The organism is Pelagerythrobacter sp. Soil_C_18, from assembly GCF_057657235.1.
The window spans coordinates 33,638-52,889 of sequence record NZ_JBDGIU010000005.1 but is presented as its reverse complement, the minus strand read 5'-3'; the positions used below and the strand labels follow the sequence as shown (position 1 = coordinate 52,889).

Here is a 19,252-nt window from a genome sequence, read left to right as displayed (position 1 = left end):
TCACTCCCCCGCCTCCCGCAGCTTCTCGAGCAGGATCGGCACGTGCTCGGCGCGGATGTCGCCGATGTGCTGGTAGCGGATCACGCCCTCGCCATCGATCACGAAGGTCTCGGGCACGCCGGAGGAACCGATCGCGAGCTGGACCTGCGAAAGGTCGTCCGCCCCGATGTGCGTATAGGGATTGCCGTGGCGCGCGAGAAAGGCCGCGACGTCTTCGGGCCGGTCGCGGATGGCGATGCCGACGATCTCGGCGCCCTCTTGCTTCAGCCGATCGAGCTGCGGCGCCTCGGCGATGCACGGCAGGCACCAGCTCGCCCAGATGTTCAGCAGCCGCGGCTTGCCGTCGTGGAAATCCGCCGTCGATGCGCCAGGCATTCCCTCGGCCGCGGCGCGTAAATCGAATTCGGGCAGCGGCTTGCCGACCATCGCGCTCGGCACGAGGTCGTTCTTCGGCTGCGTAAGCTGATATGCCGCCACGCCGAGAAAGCCGGCGAAAAGCAGCAGGGGGATCCACCACCACCAGCGCATCAGACCGCCTCCTCGTGACGCCGCGCGATCCGCGCACGGACCGCGCGCCGACGGAGATCGTCGGTCACCCGCCCGATCAGCGCGAGCGCACCGCCGAGCGCCACGAGCATGCCGCCGTACCAGATGAAGGTCACGAATGGTTTCCACCACAGGCGCAGCTGCCACCGCCCGGCCCCGGCTTCGCTGCCGACCACGGCGTAGAGCTGGCCGTTCCAGCGAGTCGCCAGTGCGCTTTCGGTCGTTTCCTGCGGCGGCGCCCAAAAACTGCGTGATTGGGGGTCGAGCTCGATCGGATCGCCGCCGGCGTAGCTGGCAAGGAGATGACCTTCGATCGCGGTCCAGTTCGGCCCGGCGGCGGGCAGGACTTCGGAGAGTGTGACCTCCCACGGCCCCACTTGCGCCGTGCCTCCGACGGCGACCGCCGCCAACCGCTCTTCGGAAAAGGCGCTCTCACTCGCCATGCCGAACAGCGCGACCGCCAACCCGAAGTGGGCGACCACCATGCCCCAGACGGCGAGCGGCACGCGTGTGAGCCGGCGCCCGCGCAGCGGCAGGAAGCTTGCAATGGCAAGCCCCACCGCAATCGCGAGGCCGAGCAGCGGCAGAACGCCCATCTCACCCAGCGTGAACGCAGCGACGAGCATCCCCAGCATCACCATGCCGACCAGGATCATCGGCCGCTGGATGCGTGCTAGCGAATCGCGCCGCCAACGCAGCAGCGGGCCCACCGTCATCACCAGTAGCATCGGGATCACGAAGATCGCCCCCACCGGGTTGAAGTAGGGCGGCCCCACTGACACGCGCACGTCGAAGGCCTCGGTCAGTAGCGGATAGAGCGTACCGAGGAGAACGATGCCCAGGATCGCGCTCAGCATCACGTTGTTGAACACCAGCGCGCCCTCGCGGCTGGTGACGGCGAAACGCTGGCCTTCCGTCACCGTGCCCGCACGCAGGGCGAACAGCGCGAGCGCTCCGCCGATGTAGAGCGTCAACAGCACGAGGATGAAGCTGCCGCGCTCGGGATCGACTGCAAAGGCGTGAACGCTGGTGAGAATGCCCGAGCGCACGAGGAATGTTCCGACCATGCTCATCGAGAAGGCGACAACGCCGAGCATGATGGTCCAGGCACGCAGCGCGTCGCGGGCGGCGAGCACGCTCGCCGAATGGAGCAGCGCGGTCGCAGCGAGCCACGGCATCAAGGAGGCGTTCTCGACCGGATCCCAGAACCACCAGCCGCCCCAGCCGAGCTCGTAATAGGCCCAGTAGGAACCGGCCGTGATCCCCAGCGTGAGGAATACCCAGGCGCCAAGCACCCAGGGCCGCATCACGCGCGCAAACTCGGGTGTTACCTGCCGCGTCAGCATGGCGCCGACCGCAAAGCTGAACGCGACCGAGAGGCCGACATAGCCGAAGTAGAGCGTCGGCGGATGGAACGCGAGGCCGATGTCCTGCAGCAGCGGGTTGAGCCCCAGTCCCTCGATCGCGGGCTGCGGCAGCCGCTCGAACGGGTTCGAGCTGGCGATCAGGAAGGCGTAGAAGCCCAGCCCCACGAACGCCTGCGCGGCCAGTGTCGCGAGCATGGTTTTCTCTGGCAGGCGCCGCTCCACCAGCGCGATCAGCGCGCCCGACAGCGCCATCACGGCGACCCACAGCAGCATCGAGCCTTCGTGGTTGCCCCATGCCCCGGCGAGTTTGAAGATCATCGGCTTGGCCGAATGCGAGTTTGCGGCGACGAGCTTCACCGACAGGTCGGTGATCGCGAACAGCCACAGCAGCATCACGAAGGCGAAGGCGCAGGCGATCCCCTGGACGACCGCCGCTGGCCGCACGAGCGCCGCAACGCCCTCCCGACCCGGCCGCAACGCCATCGCCCCGGCATAGAGTTGCAGGGCCGCGAGCGCCGCCGACAGCCACAGGGCGGCAAGACCGAGTTCGGCGATCACGCCGCGTCCTCGGTCTCGGCGACGACTTCGCGCTTCTGGTGCTCGGTCATCTCCTGCAACTCGCGCGGCACGTAGTTCTCGTCATGCTTGGCGAGCAGGTTGTCGGCGATGAAGGTGCCGTCGGGCCCGAGCCGCCCTTCGGCCACCACGCCCGAGCCCTCGACGAACAGGTCCGGCAGGATGCCCGCGAACCGCACTGGCACGCGCGCCTTGCCGTCGCCGACGACGAAGGCGACCGTCACGCCGTCGGGCAGCGTGCGGACGGAGCCTTCCTCGACCATGCCGCCGAGCCGCACCGCGTGGCCTTGCTCGGGCGGCTCGGCCACCATCTGCTCGGGCACGTAGAAATAGCTCGCCTGGCTGCGCAGCGCCCAAGCGGCGAGCAGGCCGGCGCCGATCAGCGCGACGAGCGCGATCACGACCAGCACGAGCCGCTGGTGCTTCGGTTTGAGCGCGCTCACTTGCGGCGCGCCTCCTCGCGGCGGCGCTCGGCGCGCTTCATGTCCCACCAGGCCCAGGCGACCAGCGCCAGCGTCGCGAAAACGCCCACCGCATAAGCCGCGATCACGAAATCCCACTGGTCGAGCGATTCGCGCATCAGGCCGCCTCGCTCGCCTTGCGCCGCAGCCGCGCCTCTGCCTGGATGTCGCCCAGCAGTGCGCGCATCCGGGCGAGCACGACTCCGCCGAAGATCAGCGAAAAGCCGAGCACGGCGATGAGCAACGGCACGAGGAACTCGGCGTCGATCGCGCTCTTGCCGGCGGTGATGCTCGGCGGCTGATGGAGCGAATTCCACCACACGACCGAGCGGTTGATGATCGGAATGTTGATCGCACCGACCAGGCCGAAGATCGCCGGAATGCGGCTCGACCCGCCCTCGCGCGCCACGGCCTGCGCGAGCGCGATATAGCCGAAGTAGAGGAACAGCAGCACCAGCATCGAAGTCAGCCGCCCGTCCCACACCCACCAGGTGCCCCAGGTCGGCCGGCCCCAGATCGATCCGGTGGCGAGGCACACCGCGGTAAATACCATTCCCGGCACCGCCGCCGCGCGCGCGGCGAGATCCGCCAGCGGATGGCGCCAGACAAGATAGGCCGCGCTGGCGATCGCAATGGCGGTCCAGCCGCCCATGCCAAGCCACGCGGTGGGCACGTGGAGGAAGAGGATGCGCACGGTCTCGCCCATCAGCCGGTCGGGCGGCACCACGAACACGCCCCACGCCAGCGCCGCGCCCGCAAGCACGAGCCCGCTCGCGAGCAGCAGCGGGGTCAACCAGCGCGCGAGCGACAGGAACCTCTTGGGATTGGCGAAGCCGTGCATGATGACATCCGTACGCCGCGCGCAATGGCAGCCCGCGCCAACGGGGGCAAGGGATTCCATCGCAGTAAACGCCCGTCGTCCCAGCTTTCGCCGGGATAGCGCGTGACCTCAGCGCCCGATCAGCTTCTGCGCCATGCGGTCGGCGACGGCGTCAGGTGAAACGCCGCTCGCATCGCTCTCCTGCCAGATCTCCTCCAGCCGACCGGGGATCTGCGCAATGCGCTTGCGCACCTCGTTGATGTCACACGGCGCGCTGTTACGCCGCGCGAGATATTCGAGTGTCACACTGATAATCCCACCGGCGTTGATCACGTAGTCGGGAGCGTAAAGGATGCCCCGCTCGGCGAGCATTTGGCCATGATGCGCACGGGCGAGTTGGTTGTTCGCCGCGCCGGCCACGATCGAGGCGTCGAGGCGCGCAATGCCCTCGTCGTCTAGAATGGCGCCCAGTGCATTAGGGCTGAAGACGTCGCACGAGACGCTCATGATCGCCTCAGGCGCGGCCGTGTCCGCACCGAGTTCGTCGGCGAGCGCCGCGGCTCGGTCCATGTCGATGTCCGATAGGATCAGCTTCGCGCCATCCTTCGCCAGCAAGCGCGCCACACCCCCGCCGACGCTTCCCGCGCCCTGTACCGCTACGTAGACGCCGCTCACCGAATCCTTGCCCAGCTTGTGCCGCACCGCCGCCTTGATGCCGTGGTAGATGCCCATCGCGGTGAAGGGCCCGGGGTCACCACCTGCGGCGCCCTCTCCCTCAACCGGCAGACCGGTGACGTATTGCGTGCGGCGCGAGACCGCGACCATATCCGCCTCGCCGATGCCGACGTCTTCCGCGGTAACGTAGGCGCCGCCCAACGCATCGACCGCGGCGCCGAAAGCCTCGAGCATCTCGGGCGTCTTGGCGCGGTCCTTGCCGGCGAGGATCACCGCCTTGCCGCCGCCCATCGGCAGACCGGCCATGGCGTTCTTGTAGCTCATCCCGCGGCTCAGCCGCAGCGCGTCGCGCATGGCGTCCTTCGGATCGACATAGTGCCAGAAGCGCGTGCCGCCGGCGCCGGGGCCGAGATGGGTGGAGTGGAGCGCGATGATCGCAGTCAGCCCCGATGCGCGGTCGCACACCAGCTGAACAAGCTCGTGATCGTCGTAGTCCGGTTCGGTCCAGAATGCCGTCATTTTAGGAAGAAGTCCCACTGCCAACCGACGGCGAAGATTGGGGAAAATGGGGCGATCGACGGGGTTTGAACCCGCGACCTCCGGTACCACAAACCGGCGCTCTAACCAACTGAGCTACGATCGCCATATGCCCCAGCCCGATATCGGACCTGCCGTACAAAGCGGGCTGATACGCCCGTTCGCCGCGCGGTCAAGCCGCGAACGGTGCGGGCGCGCGCCTGTTGCATACGGATGCTCGTTTGCAAAGCAAAAACTACGCTGGCACCCCACAAGCGCAAGATTCTTTCGCGGTTGCCGAGACGTCACGGCGGCGCCGCTATGCGCCTCGGAGCGTGGGCGCGAATCCTCATGCTGCGTCTTCAGGTTTGGCCCAGCCGCTCGTCAGGGACATGAGGCTAAAATGCAAGAAGGGCGGCCCACAAGGACCGCCCCCCTAAATTTCGTCATGTCCGTGCTCGCGAGCGCCTGAGGCAGGAGACCTCGGCATCAGCCCTTCTTGAGGGAGAGCCCGCCGAAACGCTTGTTGAAGGCCGCGACACGGCCGCCTTCCTGAATCTGCTGCTTGCCGCCGGTCCAGGCCGGGTGGCTGGTTGGATCGATGTCCAGCGTCAGCGTGTCGCCCTCGCTACCCCAGGTGGAGCGCGTCTGGAACTCGGTCCCATCGGTCATTTTGACGGTGATCGTGTGGTAATCAGGATGCGTGTCGGCCTTCATGGCGTCGTGTCCTTCTGCATGTGACCGGTTCCGACCGGCCGGCAATGTCGGGAAAGCGGCGCCCTTAAGGCGCTGCGAGCGATTTGGCAAGCCGTTCCCGTCCCGTCTGTGGAAGGGGGATCAGTCGCTCGGCGGATCGGCGACCATCGCCGTGAACTCAGCGTCGGTGGTGGTCTTGCCCTCCACACTGGCCCTGCCCTTGAACTTGTAGACCCGGCTGCGCTTCTGGAGGAACTCGACTTCGAGATCGAGCAGGCAGCCAGGCGTCACGGGTGCGCGGAACTTGGCGTTCTCGATCCCCATGAAATAGACCAGCTTGCCCGTTCCCGCGAGCTCGAGCGTCTCAATGCCGAGGATCGCGGCGGCCTGCGCCAGCGCTTCCACCTGCAGCACCCCGGGCATGATCGGCGCACCGGGAAAATGCCCTTGGAAGAAGTCCTCGTTGAAGCTCACCGCCTTCACTGCGTGTATCCGCTCGCCGAGTTCGATCAACTTGACGCGATCGACCAACAGGAGCGGATAGCGGTGCGGCAGGGCCTTGAGCACCTTACGGATGTCGTACGGCTGCGCGCCCGATTCCTCGCTCATCGCCCTGCCTTTTTCGTCTTTCGGATCAACGGCCGGTCGGCTGCTGCTGTGCCGGCTGGGCGCCTTGGGCTGCCTGCTGCTCGCGAATCTCGCGCGGCATCCAGCCCTGCGGCGGTGTGATCTGCACGCTGGGCAGCAGCGTGTTGAGCTCGTTCAGCACGTCCTGCGTGAGATTGTGCTGCGCGCCTGCGTAGATCACCTGACCCGACGTCGCGTCCAGGATGAGAGAGACGTTCTTCTTCTGCGCCGCGGCCTGCACCGCCTCGTCCAGACGATCCTCGATCTGTTCCTGCGTATAGGCGCGGCTCAGTGCAACCGGCGCCAGCATCTGCTGCAGCTCGCGCTGGCCCGACTGCTCGATCTGCTGGATCTGCGTGGCCTGCTGCTGCAGCGCCTGCTGGTCCGGGCTCGCGGCCTGACGGTCGGTATTGAATTTCTGCACCATCGGCGTGAGCTGCGTTTCGAGCTGCTGCCGGCGCGCCTCGGCCTGATCGATCTGCGCCTTGTAGGTGGTCTGGCGCTGCTGCTCGGCCGTCTGGTAGGCGTTGGAGTTGGCGATCACGGCCGGAAGGCTGACGACGCCGACGCCGCGAGCGTCCTGCGCCACGGCCGGCGTAGCGAGAATCATCGGGGCCGAAGCCGCCGTTAACATGAGACCGGCTGCGAAGACCGGCTTGAGAAGGTTCTTCATCAGAATTGGGTTCCTACGTTGAAAGTGAAGGTCTTCGTGTCGTCGCCCGGCTCTTTCTTGAGCACGTGGGCGAAGTCGATGCGGAACGGCCCGAAGGGCGAGTTCCAGTTGACGCCGATGCCGACCGAAATACGTGGGCTGGCGGTATCGCCCAGGAAGACTTCCTGGAATGGACTTGCAACCGTGTAAGTGTAAGGATCGTTGGGGTTGCCCGCCGCATCGGTCGGATCGGTGGTCGTCTGATCCGAGTCAGTAGGATCGATGTAGAGCGGATTGCCGTCCGCATCGCGGTACTGCCGCTGGATCCCATCGGGGAACGGCGCGCTTTGCAGTACCGGCCGCGTGACGTTGAACAGCGCACCGATGTCCATGAAGATCGAAGGACGGAGGCCTAGCTCGCGCGCACCGGAGCCGAGCGGGATCTCAAGTTCGGCACGGCCCAAGTAGTAAGCGTTGCCGCCCAGCGCGTCGTCCCCGACTTCGTCACGGTCGGTGATCACCACCGGATTGCCGTCCTCGCCGGCACGGATCGGCTGGCGCAGCACGCGCGGGCCAACGCCGCGGATGTCGAAGCCGCGGAACTGCGGCTCGCCGAGGAAGAAGCGGTCGGTCAGGCGCACGTCGTCGACGCCCGGACCACGATCCTCGAGCCCCTTGATGAAGCCGCCTTCGCCCGAAAGCGAGAAGATGAACCCGCCGAACACATTCCAGTACTTCGCGCCCTTGGCCCTGAAGCGCAGGTACTTCACGGATCCCCCGAGCCCGGCGTATTCGGTGCTAAGCGACAAATTGTGCCCACGGGTCGGCCGGTACCGGTTATCGAGCGCGTCGTAAGCGATGGTCAGGCCGAGGATGGAGCTCGTGCGCTTGCCCAGTGCCTCGCACAAATAGCGGCCCGCGAGGATGGGGTCGCACTCGGTTGTCCCGTCGCCATCAATGTCGCTGAAGTAGGTGAACTCGTCGAGCGAAACGTCGTCGTAGTTAAGCGTGTAGCTGGCGATCGCCGACATGTACTCGGTCAGCGGTACGCCGGCACGAACCGCGAAACCGGTCGTCGACTGTTCGAACGTGCGGTTGCGGTCGTTGTTGAGGAAGTTGAAGCTGTTGTAATCCTTGCGGTAGATGTCCGCACCCATCGAGATGTTGCGATCGAACACGTAAGGCTCGGAGAAGCTCAGCGCGGCCGACCGCGAATAGCGCGACCAGTTGACCGACGCGCCGACCGTTTGCCCGCGGCCACGGAAGTTGCGCTGACGGATCGAGCCGGCGAGGATGAAGTTCTCGATCGACGAGAAGCCGGCCGAAAGCTGCAGCTCGCCGGTCGGCTGCTCCTGGACATTGGCTTCAAGGATAATGCGATCGGGGGCGCTGCCCTCCTTCTGCTCGATCTCGAAGTTTTCCTGGAAATAACCAAGCGAGTTGATTCGGTTGCTCGAACGCTTGACCTGGAGCGAGTTGAACGCGTCGCCCTCAGCCACGCGGAACTCGCGGCGGACGACCTTGTCCTGCGTCAGCGTATTGCCGTTCACGTCGATCCGCTCGACATAGACGCGCGGCGCCTCGCGCAGGACGAACGTCACGTTCATCGTGAGGTCTTCCTCGTTGCGGACGTACTGAGGTTGCGCGTCCGCGAAGGCATAGCCGAAAGTGCCGGCGAGCTCGTTAAGCTGCTCGAGCGTGTCCTCGACCAGCTTCGCGTTGTACCAGTCGCCGGTCTTCATCGGCAGGTTCTGTGTCATCCGCTCGCTGTCGAAGTCGCGGATCTGACTGTCGACCGAGACGTCCCCGAACTTGTAGCGCTCGCCCTCTTCGAGGACGTAGGTGATGATGAAGTCTTCCTTGTCCGGCGTCAGCTCGGCGACGGCGGAGACGACACGGAAGTCGGCATAGCCCTCGGTCAGGTAGAACTGGCGCAGCTTCTGCTGGTCGAACGCCAGGCGATCGGGATCGTAGCTGGTGTTCGAGCTGAAGAAGCGAAGCAAGCGCGCTTCCTTGGTGACCATCTCGCCCTTGAGCTGGCCGTCATCGAACTCCTCGTTGCCGAGGATGTTGATCTGGCGGACCTTCGACTTGGGCCCTTCGCTGATCTCAAACACGACGTCGACGCGGTTCTGGCTGAGCTCGACCGTCTTCGGTTCGACCGAGGCGGCAAAGCGGCCCTGGCGCTTGTAGAGCTCGATGATCCGCGCGGTATCGGCGCGCACTTTGGAGCGGGTGAAGATCTGGCGCGGCGCAAGGCGGATCTCGGGGAGGATCTTGTCGTTCTTGATCCGCTTGTTGCCCTCTAGGATGATACGGTTGATCACCGGGTTCTCGGTGACCTCGATCACCACGTTGCCGCCGTCGTTGCGGACGCTGGCTTCGGAGAACAGCTCGGTCGCGTAGAGATCCTTCAGCGCCTGGTCGGCAAGCGCCTGGGTATAGGTGTCCCCGGCGCGCATCTGGATGTACGACAGGATCGTCGCGGGCTCGAGCCGCTGTGCACCGATCACGGTGATCGAGCGGATCGTCTGCCCCTGCGGCGCCGCGACGGGCGTGGGCTGCGCGGCATCGGCGGCGGCGGCCGGCTGTGTGGCAGCCGGTGCAGGCGCTTCTTCCTCCTGTGCCAGCAGCGGCGCAGGAACGCCGGCCAGCATGGTGCCGCAGAGCAGGGCCAGCGCGAAGCCGGTGCCGGTCTTGCCGAATGCGCCGGCGGCTTTCTCGCGTTCAATCATCGACACGGCGATCCCGTCCAATCCTTACCAAATGCACCACTGGGCCGCTGCCCAAAAGCATCGGAGCGACGGCGAATGCCGCCCTTGCCCGATGCCGTGCCCCCAATCAAGCAAAGGAAGGAACCATTCCCCCGCGCTTTTCCGCCCCCTGGACCGGTCAGCTCCCGAATATCGGCAGCGAAACCAGATCGTTGATCGTGACGAACACCATTAGCGCCAGCACCACTGCAACGCCGGTGCGGAACGCCAATTCCTGTCCGCGGGGGCCGATCGGCTTCCGGCGGACAGCCTCTGCCGCGTAGAAAGCCAGATGGCCGCCGTCCAGCGCCGGAATTGGCAAGAGGTTGATGAATGCCAAATTAAGCGAGATCAACGCGATGAAGTTGATGAAGGCAAGCGGACCGAGACTGAACTGCTCGCCGGAATACTTGGCGATCTTGATCGGCCCGCCGAGCTCACGCACCGAGCGGTCGCCGGAGACGATCTGCTTCACCCCGGTCACCATCATGTGCGCAATGCCGATGCTGTGATCGACGGACATGGCGGTGGCTGCGATCGGGCCCTGCCGCTCGAACTCGAACTCCGCCTGTGCCGGCCGAATTCCCAGCAGCCCGATCTTGGAAGTATTGCCGAACCCATCGGTCACCTCGTGGCTGTCCGCTGTGACCGTAATCGGCAGGAGTTGCCCCTCGCGGTCGACCACGATCTCGAATGTGCGCCCCGGGTAGAGCATCACCGCGTCCTGAATGTCGCGGAAGTCGTTCATCCGCTCGCCATCGATCGAGACGATGCGGTCGCCAACCTCGAAGCCCGCCTCTTCCGCCGCCGAGCCTTCGGAGAATTCGGCAACCGTGAGCTGCCGGTCCGTCTCGACCGGCACCGGCTTGCCCACGACCATGAAGAACGCCGCGAAGATCGCCAGCGCGACCAGAATGTTCGTCGCCGGCCCCGCGAAAACGATCAGCGCGCGCTGCCACAGCGGCTTGAAATGGAACGATCCCGCCTGCTCGCCCTCGGGGATCGCGGCGATCTTCTCCGGATCGGGAATGCTCGCCGGGTTCATGTCCCCCTTGAACTGGACGTAGCCGCCCAGCGGCAGGACGGAGAGCTTCCAGCGCGTGCCGCGGCGGTCGGTCCAGCCGGCGAGTTCCCTGCCGAAGCCGACCGAGAACGCCTCCGCCTGAACGCCGAACAGGCGCCCGACGAGATAGTGACCGAACTCGTGGATCGTGATCAGCGGCCCCAGCACCAGCAGGAAGCCGACGATGTACATCCAGAATGAAGGCGAATCAGCCAATTGGCATGGTCTCCAGCAGCTCGCGAGCCCGCCTGCGCGCCTCGGCATCGACACCGAGAACGTCGTCCAGGCTCGAAGGTGCCATGGGGGTATAACGTTCGAGAGTTTGCTCGACCACTAACGCGATCCGCGTGAACGGCATCTGACCGGCGAGGAACGCGGCGACTGCGATCTCGTTCGCCGCGTTGAGCACGGCCGGTGCCGCGCCGCCGGCATGCGCCGCCTCGCGCGCCAGCCGGGTCGCCGGGAAGCGCACCTCGTCCAGCGCCTCGAAGGTCAGCGAACCGAGCGCAGCAAGGTCCAGCGGTTCACACGGCGTGTCCATCCGGTCCGGGTATGCCAGGCACGAAGCGATCGGCACGCGCATGTCCGAGGGGCCAAGCTGCGCCAGGGTCGAACCGTCGCGGTACTCGACCATCGAATGCACCACGCTCTGCGGATGGACCACGATGCGCAACGCCTCGAGCCCGACCGGGAACAGATGATACGCCTCGATGAATTCCAGCCCCTTGTTCATCATCGTCGCCGAATCGACGCTAATCTTGGCGCCCATGCTCCAGTTGGGATGCGCCACCGCCTGCGCGGGAGTCGCGGCGGCGAGCTGCTCCGCCGTCCAAGTGCGCAGTGGACCGCCGCTGGCGGTGAGTGTGATCGTGCGCACGTCCTCGATCCTGCCGCCCTGGAGGCACTGGAAGATCGCATTGTGCTCCGAATCGACAGGCAGCAGCATGGCCCCATGCTCGGCGACAGCGGCGGTCATGACGTCGCCTGCCGAGACGAGCGCTTCCTTGTTCGCCAGCGCGATCGCGCCGCCGCGGCGGATTGCCGTCATCGTCGGGCGGAGACCGGCGCAGCCGACGATCGCCGCAACCGTAAGGTCGACCGGCCGCGAGGCGGCCTCGCACAGCGCCGTCGATCCGCCCGCAGCCTCGATGCCCGACCCCGAGAGCGCCTCGCGCAGATCGCCGAGGCACGCCTCGTCGCCCACCACTGCAATCTCTGCGCCGAACTCGCGCGCGAGCGCCGCCAACTCGCGCGCGCTGCAATTGGCGGTCAGCGCGACCACCCGCCAGTCGCCGCGATTGCGGCGCACCAGATCGAGTGTCGATGCGCCGACCGAGCCGGTCGCGCCGAGAATGGAGATCGACCGAGTCAATTGGCGATGCTCGCCGCGAGCATGCCGACCGCGATTGCCACGGGCAGCAGCCCGTCGACCCGGTCGAACACGCCGCCGTGGCCCGGGATCAGATGGGAGCTGTCCTTCACGCCCGCGCGGCGCTTGAGCCAGCTTTCGAAGAAGTCGCCAGCCTGCGCCAGAACCGCGAGCCCCGCGCCAAGCAGCGCGGCGCCGCCGAGGTTCCGCGCATCGAGATCCAGGCCGAGCTCGAAGCGCGGGCCTAGCCACGAAACGCTCGAATCGATCGCGACTACCCACAGCACGACCCACAGGGCCGAGGCGGCCATTCCGCCCAGTAGCCCGGCCCAGGTTTTCGACGGGCTCACGCGCGGTGCGATCTTCGGTCCGCCGATAGAGCGCCCGGTGAAGTAGGCGCCGGTGTCGGTGAAGATCGTGACGCCGAGCACAAGCACGATCAGAAAGTCCGCCGCCCCCGTCAGGATACCGGCAGCCATGCCGATGTAGAGCGCACCGGCGATGAGCGCGGCGAGCCGGTAGGGCACGTTGGCCGTCGCGCGGGTGACCAGCACCACGAACTCCGCGAAGCAGGCCAGCGCGACGATGCCGACGAACAGGTCGAACACCCGCCCGCCCTGCCAGAACGCAGCGCCTGCGACGGCCAGCATGACCACTGCCGATGCCAGACGCACCGGCAGGTCGGCGCTGCGGGTCCTCAGCGGCACGGGTTCGCTCTCACCGATCATCGCTCTCCTCGTTCGTCGGAGGCAACTCTCAGAGAACGAAAAGCGTCACCGGCCGCCATAACGGCGCTCCCTCCGCGTGAACTCGTCCAGCGCCTCCTGCAGGTGCTCGGGCGTGAAGTCGGGCCATAGCGTATCGACGAAGATCATCTCGGCATAGGCGGCCTGCCACAGTAGAAAGTTCGACAGCCGCACCTCCCCGCTCGTGCGGATCAGCAGATCGAGCGGCGGCAGATCGGCAGTGTCGAGATGCGCCGCGATCGTCTCGGGTGTGATCTCGCCCCCGCCCGCCGCCTTCGCCGCGGCGCGCGCTATCTCCTGCTGCGAGCCGTAATTGAGCGCGACAGCCAGCGTGCGTGTGCCACCACTGGTCTTCGCCAGCGCATCTTCGAGCATCTCGACGATATCGGGCGCAAGCCCTTGCCAATCTCCGATAATCTTGAGCTTGACGTCGTTGGCGATGAATTCCGGCAGGTCCGATTTCACGAACTTGCGCATCAGATTCATCAGATCGTCGACCTCTTCTCCCGGGCGTTTCCAGTTCTCGGAACTGAAGGCGTAGAGCGTCAGGCATTCGATGCCGGTTTCAGCGAGGCCGCGCACGAGCGTGCGCACCGCCTCCACCCCGCGCTGATGCCCCAGCGCGCGCGGCAGGTGCCGGCGCTTCGCCCAGCGGCCGTTACCGTCCATGATGATCGCGACATGGCGGGCCTGTGCGGAAGTGTCAGCCATGTTCCCCTTCCTCTTCAGAGGAGGGAGCCACGGTGTGATGGCATGGCGCGAACCGGCGGGTGCGGCATTCGCTCCGCTCCGCTCCGGCTAGGCTCACCTTCGGTTCGCCAAGTCTCACTGCCCTTCCTCTGAAGAGAAGGGGATAGGCCGTCCGATCCCACTCACTGGGTCAGGATTTCCTTCTCCTTCTGCGCGGCGGCGGCATCGGCGTCGGCGACGTATTTGTCGGTCAGCTTCTGCACTTCATCCTCGCCACGCTTGCGGTCGTCTTCGGAGATTTCCTTCTTCTTCTCGTCTTCCTTGAGCGCTTCCATGCCGTCGCGGCGCACGTTGCGGATCGCGATCTTGGCGTTCTCCGCATACTTACCGGCGATCTTGGCCAGCTCGCGGCGGCGCTCCTCGGTCAGGTCGGGCATCGGCAGACGGATCGTCTGGCCGTCGGTCATCGGATTGAGGCCGAGGTTCGCGTGCGCGATCCCCTTCTCCACCGCGGTCACGTTCGCCTTGTCCCACACCTGCACGGCCAGCATGCGCGGCTCGGGCGCGTTGACGGTCGCCACCTGATTCAACGGCATCATCGCGCCGTAGACTTCGACCTGCACCGGATCGAGCAGGCTGGTGTTCGCGCGCCCTGTGCGCAAGCCCGAAAGATCGCTCTTCAGGCTTTCCACCGCGCCCTGCATCCTGCGCTCGATATCGTTCTTGTCGTACTTCGCCATTGTCAGGCTTCCTCTTTCACTACCGTACGGACACCGTCGCCGGCGAGCACCCGCGCCAGATTGCCCTTTTCGCGGATCGAGAAGACCACGATGGGTATCCGGTTGTCGCGGCACAGCGCCACGGCTGAAGCGTCCATCACTTTAAGATTGTTCGCTAGAACCTTGTCATAACTGACTGTATCAAAACGTTTTGCAGAAGCATTCGTCTTCGGATCCGCGTCATAGATCCCATCCACGCTGGTGCCCTTGAACAGGGCATCGCAGCGCATTTCGGCGGCGCGCAGCGCAGCGCCGCTGTCGGTGGTGAAGTAGGGCGCGCCGACGCCTGCGGCGAAGATCACCACCCTGCCCTTTTCTAGGTGCCGCTCGGCCCGGCGGCGGATCACCGGTTCGCACACTTTGTCCATCTCGATCGCTGACTGCACGCGGGTCGGGACTCCGAGCTGTTCGAGCGCACTCTGCATCGCCAGCGCGTTCATCACGGTCGCGAGCATGCCCATATAGTCGGCCTGGGCGCGGTCCATTCCCTGCGCCGCGCCGGCCATGCCGCGAAAGATGTTGCCGCCGCCGATCACCAGGCACAGTTCCAGCCCGGTGTCCTTGGCTGCCTTCACTTCCTGTGCAAGTTCAGAGACGAAGGCGGGATCGATGCCGAACTGCTGATCCCCCATCAGCACCTCGCCCGAAAGCTTGAGCAGTATGCGCTTGTATTTCGGGGATAGCATGGGTGATGGGGTTTCCGGATTCACTTGCGGGTTGCCGGCGTCCTTAGCCGCCTCGCCCCCCGTGCGCAAAGGGAAAGCCGGTGATGGGAAGAGGATCGCGGTGGCGCGCGCTGCGCTGGGCGCTCATCGTGCTGTTGGCCGCAGCGGCGGCGCTGGCTGCCAAGGCCTGGAGGGACACGGTAGCCGAGCCCGAAGTCCTGCGTCTCACCGCCCGGCTCGAGGGTTTCCCCGCGGGCACGCCGCCGGTGCGTCTGCTGCTGCTCTCCGACATTCACGTCGCGGGCCCCGACATGCCGCCGGAGCGACTTGCGCGGATCGTCGAGCAGGCGAACCGGCTCCGGCCCGACTTAGTGCTGATCGCCGGCGATTTCGTCAGCGAGAAGCGTACCGCGACCCGGCTCTATTCGGCGGCGGAGGCGATCGCCCCGCTGGCCGCGCTGGAGGCGCCGCTCGGCAAGATCGCGGTGCCCGGCAATCACGATCACTGGTTCGGAGTCGCGGCTGTCCGCCGCGAGTTGGAGCAAGCTGGGTTCACCGTACTCGCCAACGCCGCGGTTCGCGCAGGCCCGCTCGCGATCGGCGGGATCGATGACGACTATACCGGCCACGCGAACCTGCCCGGGGCGCTGGCAGCGATCGACCGGCTCGGTGGCGGCCGAGTGCTGCTCAGCCACAGTCCCGATCCCTTCCCCGACCTGCCGACCGGCTTTGGGCTCATGCTCGCCGGGCACACCCATTGCGGGCAGATCCGCTATCCCTGGGGCGGCTCTCCGGCGACGATGTCGGCCTACGGCGACCGCTACGCCTGCGGGGTGGTGCGTGAGGACGGCAACCTACTTGTCACCACAGCAGGCCTCGGCACCAGCGTGCTCCCGTTCCGGCTCTTCTCCAGACCCGAGATGTGGCTGATCGAGGTCTTGCCGGCGGGCCGCTGACGCTCCGACTTTCCTACACGCGAACCGCTCGCTAGCTCGCATCGACACCCCACATCGCGCCTGCGGGCGGCACGAAAACGGCCGCCGAACCGAAGTCCGGCGGCCGTGAATTTCGCTCGCTTGTGAGCCGGTCAGCCGGCGACGGCGGCGGCAACCTCGGCTGCGAAGTCGCTCTCTTCCTTCTCGATGCCTTCACCGAGCTGGAAGCGAACATAGTCCTTGAGCACGATCTCGCTGCCCGCATCCTTGCCCGCCTTGGCGACGACGTCGGCGATGGGGGTCTTGTTGTCCATCACGAAGAGCTGGCTGAGCAGCGCGTTCTCTTTGGCGAACTTCTTCACCGCGCCCTCGACCATTTTCGCCTGCACTTCGGCCGGCTTGCCGCTTTCGGACGCCTTCTCCGCAGCGATCTTGCGCTCGCGCTCGATCACGTCGGCGTCGAGGCCATCGGCGTCGAGCGCCTGGGGGAACGCCGCGGCAATGTGCATGGCAAGCTGCTTGCCAAGCGCTTCGAGCGTGCCGGCGTCGGCCTCGCTCTCAAGCGCGACGAGCACGCCGATCTTGCCGAGGTTCGGCGCGGCGGCGTTGTGGACGTAAGGCACGACCACGCCGCTACCGACCGAGACGGTCTTCATCCGGCGGAGCTGCTGGTTCTCGCCGATCGTCGCGACGTTGTCGGTCAGCTTCTCGGCCACGGTGCCGCCATCGGGATAGGCGGTCGCCTTCAGCGCCTCGATATCGTCACCCTCGACGCCCAGCGCGACTTCGGTGGTCTTGCGCACGAAGTCCTGGAACTTGTCGTTCTTGGCAACGAAGTCGGTCTCCGAGTTGACCTCGACCGCGACGCCGCGGGTGCCTTCGACGGCAACGCCGACGAGACCTTCGGCCGCCGTGCGGCTCGACTTCTTCTGCGCGGTGGCGAGGCCCTTGGCACGCAGCGCGTCGACCGCGGCCTCGATGTCGCCGCCGGTTTCCTCGAGCGCCTTCTTGGCGTCCATCATGCCCGCGCCGGTCTTCTCGCGCAGGGCCTTCACGTCAGCGGCAGTGAATGCAGCCATTGTCGTTTCCTTTGATAATCTCTGGGCGCCGGGCCCGTTGTCAGGCCCGGCGCACTAGGTCGTGTTTATGACGGCCGTGTGGAAGCTCAGGCAGCCGCTTCGGAAGCCGCGGCCTCCGCTGGCGGCACGTCCATCGCGCCCACGTCGTCACCCGAATCGGCCACCTTGCCGCCGCGGCCGGCGAGCGCCGCGTCGCGCACGGCGTCGCAGTAGAGGCGCACCGCGCGGCTGGCATCGTCGTTGCCCGGCACCGGGAAGGCGATGCCGTTCGGATCGACATTGGTGTCGAGCACGGCGACGACCGGAATGCCGAGCACGTTGGCTTCCTTGATCGCCAGGTCTTCCTTGTTCGCGTCGATTACGAACATGACATCGGGAATGCCGCCCATATCGCGAATGCCGCCGAGCGAAAGCTCGAGCTTGTCGCGCTCGCGGGTGAGCTGGAGGACTTCCTTCTTGGTGAGGCCCGAGGTGTCGCCCGAAAGCTGCTCTTCCAGCGTCTTGAGGCGCTTGATCGAGCCTGAGATCGTCTTCCAGTTGGTGAGCATGCCGCCCAGCCAGCGGTGGTTGACGAAGTGCTGGCCCGCAGCGCGCGCGGCCTCGGCGATCGGTTCCTGCGCCTGGCGCTTGGTGCCGACGAACAGCACCTTGCCGCCTGCGCGGACCGTCTGTTCGATGAAGTCAAGTGCGCGCGAGAACAGCGGCACGGTCTGCGACAAATCGATGATGTGGACACCGTTGCGCGCGCCGAAGATGTACGGCTTCATGCGCGGGTTCCAGCGGTGAGTCTGGTGGCCGAAGTGGGCGCCGGCCTCGATCAATTGCTGCATGGTGACGGTAGAAGTCGCCATAGGTATTTCCTTTCCGGTTGAGCCTCTGGAGAGCTGGAACCCGTGCGGAGATCCCGCGGGCAGGCACCGGTATGTGGCGCTCTCCATGTGGATTTGCGTGGCTGAAACCAGACCGACAGAGTCCGGAAAATCGCCCAGCGGGCGCGCCCTTAGCTGGGATTGGAGGAAGAATCCACCCGATTCGCCGCAGGAATTGTGGGCCCGAGCGCAATAGCGCTTGACATGCCGGAACAAACAGGGAACATCATGGCTGTCGCTCGATAACGAGTCGTGCGACACCCCGGTTATCCACAGCGAACCCACAGGCTGTCAACAGCTCGTGGATCGCATTCGCAAGGACTACGATCATGCTCGGCGTCACTCTGTTTGCACTGTTTCTGACTGCCGCCGCAGGCACTGCCGTGGTGCTGGCGGACAGCTTCGTTCGCGGCCGGGAAGCGTTCATGCGCCTCCGCTGGGAAATGGCGCAGGCCGAGCAGCCGGTCTATCCGGTCCGTGTCGTGATCGTGAATATGTCGGAGAACGAGCCGCTCCCCGCCTGGCGCCCTCGCCCGATCAGTCGAGCAGGTGGTCGTCCGCTGCGGCCGGCGCGGGCGCAGAGGCCCCTGCCCGCGGCCGCCTGACCCGGGAATAGCGCACCAGCGCATAGGGCATCATCGCGAGATAGCCGACACAGATGGCGACGAGCGTCCACCAGGGCTCGAGCAACAAGGCGGCGAAGAGTATCCCGACCCCGGCAATCAGTTCCAGCCTGACATTGCGCCGCGGGCGAATCGAGGTCCAGCTCAGCGTTGCGATGTTGGAGATCATCAGGAAGGCGATCGCCACCATCCAGATCGCGCAGGCCACCGGCTCACGGAAGCCCTCCCACCCGGTCGCCATCCACAGATAGAACGGTAGGAACGCCAGCCCCGCCCCCACCGGCGCGGGGACGCCGGTAAGGAAGCCGGCCGACTTGTGCGGCTGCTCGTCCACGTCGATCTGCGCATTGAATCGCGCGAGGCGCAGCGCGCAGCAGATCGCAAAGGCAAGCGCTGCGAACCAGCCCAGCCGCGGCAGATCCTGCAAGGTCCAGAGATAGAAGATGAGCGCAGGCGCCACGCCGAACGAAAGCGAATCGGCCAGGCTATCCAGCTCCGCGCCGAACCGCGACTGCGCCTTGAGCAGGCGGGCGATTCGCCCGTCGATGCCATCGAGCAATCCAGCGAGGATCACCGCGACGATCGCGAACGGCCAGTTCTCCGAGATCGCGAAGCGGATTCCGGTCAGACCCGAGCAGAGCGCGGCGGCGGTGATCGCGTTAGGCAATACGGCGCGCAGCGAAAGGCCTCGCACGCCGCCTGCAGCCATGGGTATCTCGTCTTCCGCTGCCTTGGGGCCGACGCG

At 66.0% G+C, this 19,252-nt stretch carries 21 protein-coding genes and 1 tRNA gene; 2 read left to right on the top strand and 20 right to left on the bottom strand.

Annotated features, from left to right (window positions below; all coding sequences use genetic code 11):
- The 17 genes from AC3A5N_RS11805 to pyrH form a co-directional block, all read right to left on the bottom strand.
- Positions 1–528 (bottom strand): DsbE family thiol:disulfide interchange protein, encoded by a 528-nt coding sequence (locus tag AC3A5N_RS11805; protein ID WP_487737520.1) that lies wholly within the window; start codon positions 526–528, stop codon positions 1–3.
- Positions 528–2,471: a heme lyase CcmF/NrfE family subunit gene (locus AC3A5N_RS11800; protein WP_487737519.1), complete on the bottom strand. Its 1,944-nt coding sequence runs from the start codon at positions 2,469–2,471 to the stop codon at positions 528–530. Before AC3A5N_RS11800 ends, AC3A5N_RS11805 begins: the two co-directional genes overlap by 1 nt.
- Positions 2,468–2,932 carry a cytochrome c maturation protein CcmE gene (gene ccmE / locus AC3A5N_RS11795; RefSeq protein WP_487737518.1) on the bottom strand — a complete coding sequence of 155 codons (465 nt, stop codon included), beginning with the start codon at positions 2,930–2,932 and terminating at the stop codon, positions 2,468–2,470. The genes AC3A5N_RS11800 and ccmE overlap by 4 nt, the downstream gene beginning before the upstream one ends.
- Positions 2,929–3,069, bottom strand: coding sequence for a hypothetical protein (locus tag AC3A5N_RS11790; protein ID WP_487737517.1), 141 nt, complete (start codon positions 3,067–3,069; stop codon positions 2,929–2,931). Before AC3A5N_RS11790 ends, ccmE begins: the two co-directional genes overlap by 4 nt.
- Positions 3,069–3,791, bottom strand: a complete 723-nt coding sequence (ccmC, locus tag AC3A5N_RS11785) for a heme ABC transporter permease CcmC (protein ID WP_487737516.1) — start codon at positions 3,789–3,791, stop codon at positions 3,069–3,071. The genes AC3A5N_RS11790 and ccmC overlap by 1 nt, the downstream gene beginning before the upstream one ends.
- Positions 3,792–3,899: 108 nt before the next feature.
- Positions 3,900–4,964: a Leu/Phe/Val dehydrogenase gene (locus AC3A5N_RS11780; protein ID WP_487737515.1), complete on the bottom strand. Its 1,065-nt coding sequence runs from the start codon at positions 4,962–4,964 to the stop codon at positions 3,900–3,902.
- Positions 4,965–5,011: 47 nt separating this feature from the next.
- Positions 5,012–5,088, bottom strand: a tRNA-His gene (locus AC3A5N_RS11775).
- A 362-nt stretch (positions 5,089–5,450) separates the two neighbouring features.
- On the bottom strand, positions 5,451–5,678 hold the full coding sequence (gene rpmE / locus AC3A5N_RS11770) for a 50S ribosomal protein L31 (protein ID WP_119512551.1): 228 nt from the start codon (positions 5,676–5,678) through the stop codon (positions 5,451–5,453).
- Between the two features lie 120 nt (positions 5,679–5,798).
- Positions 5,799–6,266, bottom strand: coding sequence for a 3-hydroxyacyl-ACP dehydratase FabZ (gene fabZ / locus AC3A5N_RS11765; protein WP_487737514.1), 468 nt, complete (start codon positions 6,264–6,266; stop codon positions 5,799–5,801).
- A 25-nt stretch (positions 6,267–6,291) separates the two neighbouring features.
- Positions 6,292–6,957, bottom strand: a complete 666-nt coding sequence (locus tag AC3A5N_RS11760) for an OmpH/Skp family outer membrane protein (RefSeq protein WP_487737513.1) — start codon at positions 6,955–6,957, stop codon at positions 6,292–6,294.
- Positions 6,957–9,671 carry an outer membrane protein assembly factor BamA gene (bamA, locus tag AC3A5N_RS11755; protein WP_487737699.1) on the bottom strand — a complete coding sequence of 905 codons (2,715 nt, stop codon included), beginning with the start codon at positions 9,669–9,671 and terminating at the stop codon, positions 6,957–6,959. Before bamA ends, AC3A5N_RS11760 begins: the two co-directional genes overlap by 1 nt.
- 157 nt (positions 9,672–9,828) lie before the next feature.
- Entirely contained in the window at positions 9,829–10,968 is a 1,140-nt protein-coding gene (gene rseP / locus AC3A5N_RS11750; RefSeq protein ID WP_487737512.1) for an RIP metalloprotease RseP, read from the bottom strand.
- The gene (locus AC3A5N_RS11745) at positions 10,961–12,124 is read right to left on the bottom strand and encodes a 1-deoxy-D-xylulose-5-phosphate reductoisomerase (protein WP_487737511.1); all 1,164 of its coding nucleotides are present in this window, start codon (positions 12,122–12,124) and stop codon (positions 10,961–10,963) included. The genes rseP and AC3A5N_RS11745 overlap by 8 nt, the downstream gene beginning before the upstream one ends.
- Entirely contained in the window at positions 12,121–12,849 is a 729-nt protein-coding gene (locus AC3A5N_RS11740; protein ID WP_487737510.1) for a phosphatidate cytidylyltransferase, read from the bottom strand. The genes AC3A5N_RS11745 and AC3A5N_RS11740 overlap by 4 nt, the downstream gene beginning before the upstream one ends.
- 45 nt (positions 12,850–12,894) lie before the next feature.
- On the bottom strand, positions 12,895–13,578 hold the full coding sequence (gene uppS / locus AC3A5N_RS11735; RefSeq protein ID WP_487737509.1) for a polyprenyl diphosphate synthase: 684 nt from the start codon (positions 13,576–13,578) through the stop codon (positions 12,895–12,897).
- Between the two features lie 161 nt (positions 13,579–13,739).
- Entirely contained in the window at positions 13,740–14,297 is a 558-nt protein-coding gene (gene frr, locus AC3A5N_RS11730) for a ribosome recycling factor (RefSeq protein ID WP_487737508.1), read from the bottom strand.
- A 2-nt stretch (positions 14,298–14,299) separates the two neighbouring features.
- On the bottom strand, positions 14,300–15,022 hold the full coding sequence (gene pyrH, locus AC3A5N_RS11725) for a UMP kinase (RefSeq protein WP_487737698.1): 723 nt from the start codon (positions 15,020–15,022) through the stop codon (positions 14,300–14,302).
- Positions 15,023–15,105: 83 nt separating this feature from the next.
- On the opposite strand from pyrH, the gene AC3A5N_RS11720 reads away from it, so the two are divergent.
- Complete coding sequence (locus tag AC3A5N_RS11720; RefSeq protein ID WP_487737507.1) at positions 15,106–15,957, top strand: metallophosphoesterase; 852 nt, start codon at positions 15,106–15,108, stop codon at positions 15,955–15,957.
- A gap of 131 nt (positions 15,958–16,088) precedes the next feature.
- On the opposite strand, the gene tsf is transcribed toward AC3A5N_RS11720, so the two are convergent.
- Together tsf and rpsB are read right to left on the bottom strand one after the other, a co-directional pair.
- Positions 16,089–17,015 carry a translation elongation factor Ts gene (tsf, locus tag AC3A5N_RS11715; RefSeq protein WP_487737506.1) on the bottom strand — a complete coding sequence of 309 codons (927 nt, stop codon included), beginning with the start codon at positions 17,013–17,015 and terminating at the stop codon, positions 16,089–16,091.
- An 86-nt stretch (positions 17,016–17,101) separates the two neighbouring features.
- A complete protein-coding gene (gene rpsB, locus AC3A5N_RS11710) occupies positions 17,102–17,866 on the bottom strand; it encodes a 30S ribosomal protein S2 (RefSeq protein ID WP_487737505.1) in 765 nt (254 codons plus the stop codon).
- 347 nt (positions 17,867–18,213) lie between these two features.
- Here rpsB and AC3A5N_RS11705 point away from each other — a divergent pair, with 347 nt between their 5' ends.
- A complete protein-coding gene (locus AC3A5N_RS11705; protein WP_487737504.1) occupies positions 18,214–18,489 on the top strand; it encodes a hypothetical protein in 276 nt (91 codons plus the stop codon).
- Here the strand turns inward: AC3A5N_RS11705 and pssA are convergent.
- Entirely contained in the window at positions 18,422–19,216 is a 795-nt protein-coding gene (gene pssA, locus AC3A5N_RS11700) for a CDP-diacylglycerol--serine O-phosphatidyltransferase (protein ID WP_487737697.1), read from the bottom strand. The genes AC3A5N_RS11705 and pssA overlap by 68 nt on opposite strands.
- Between the last annotated feature and the right edge of the window lie 36 nt (positions 19,217–19,252).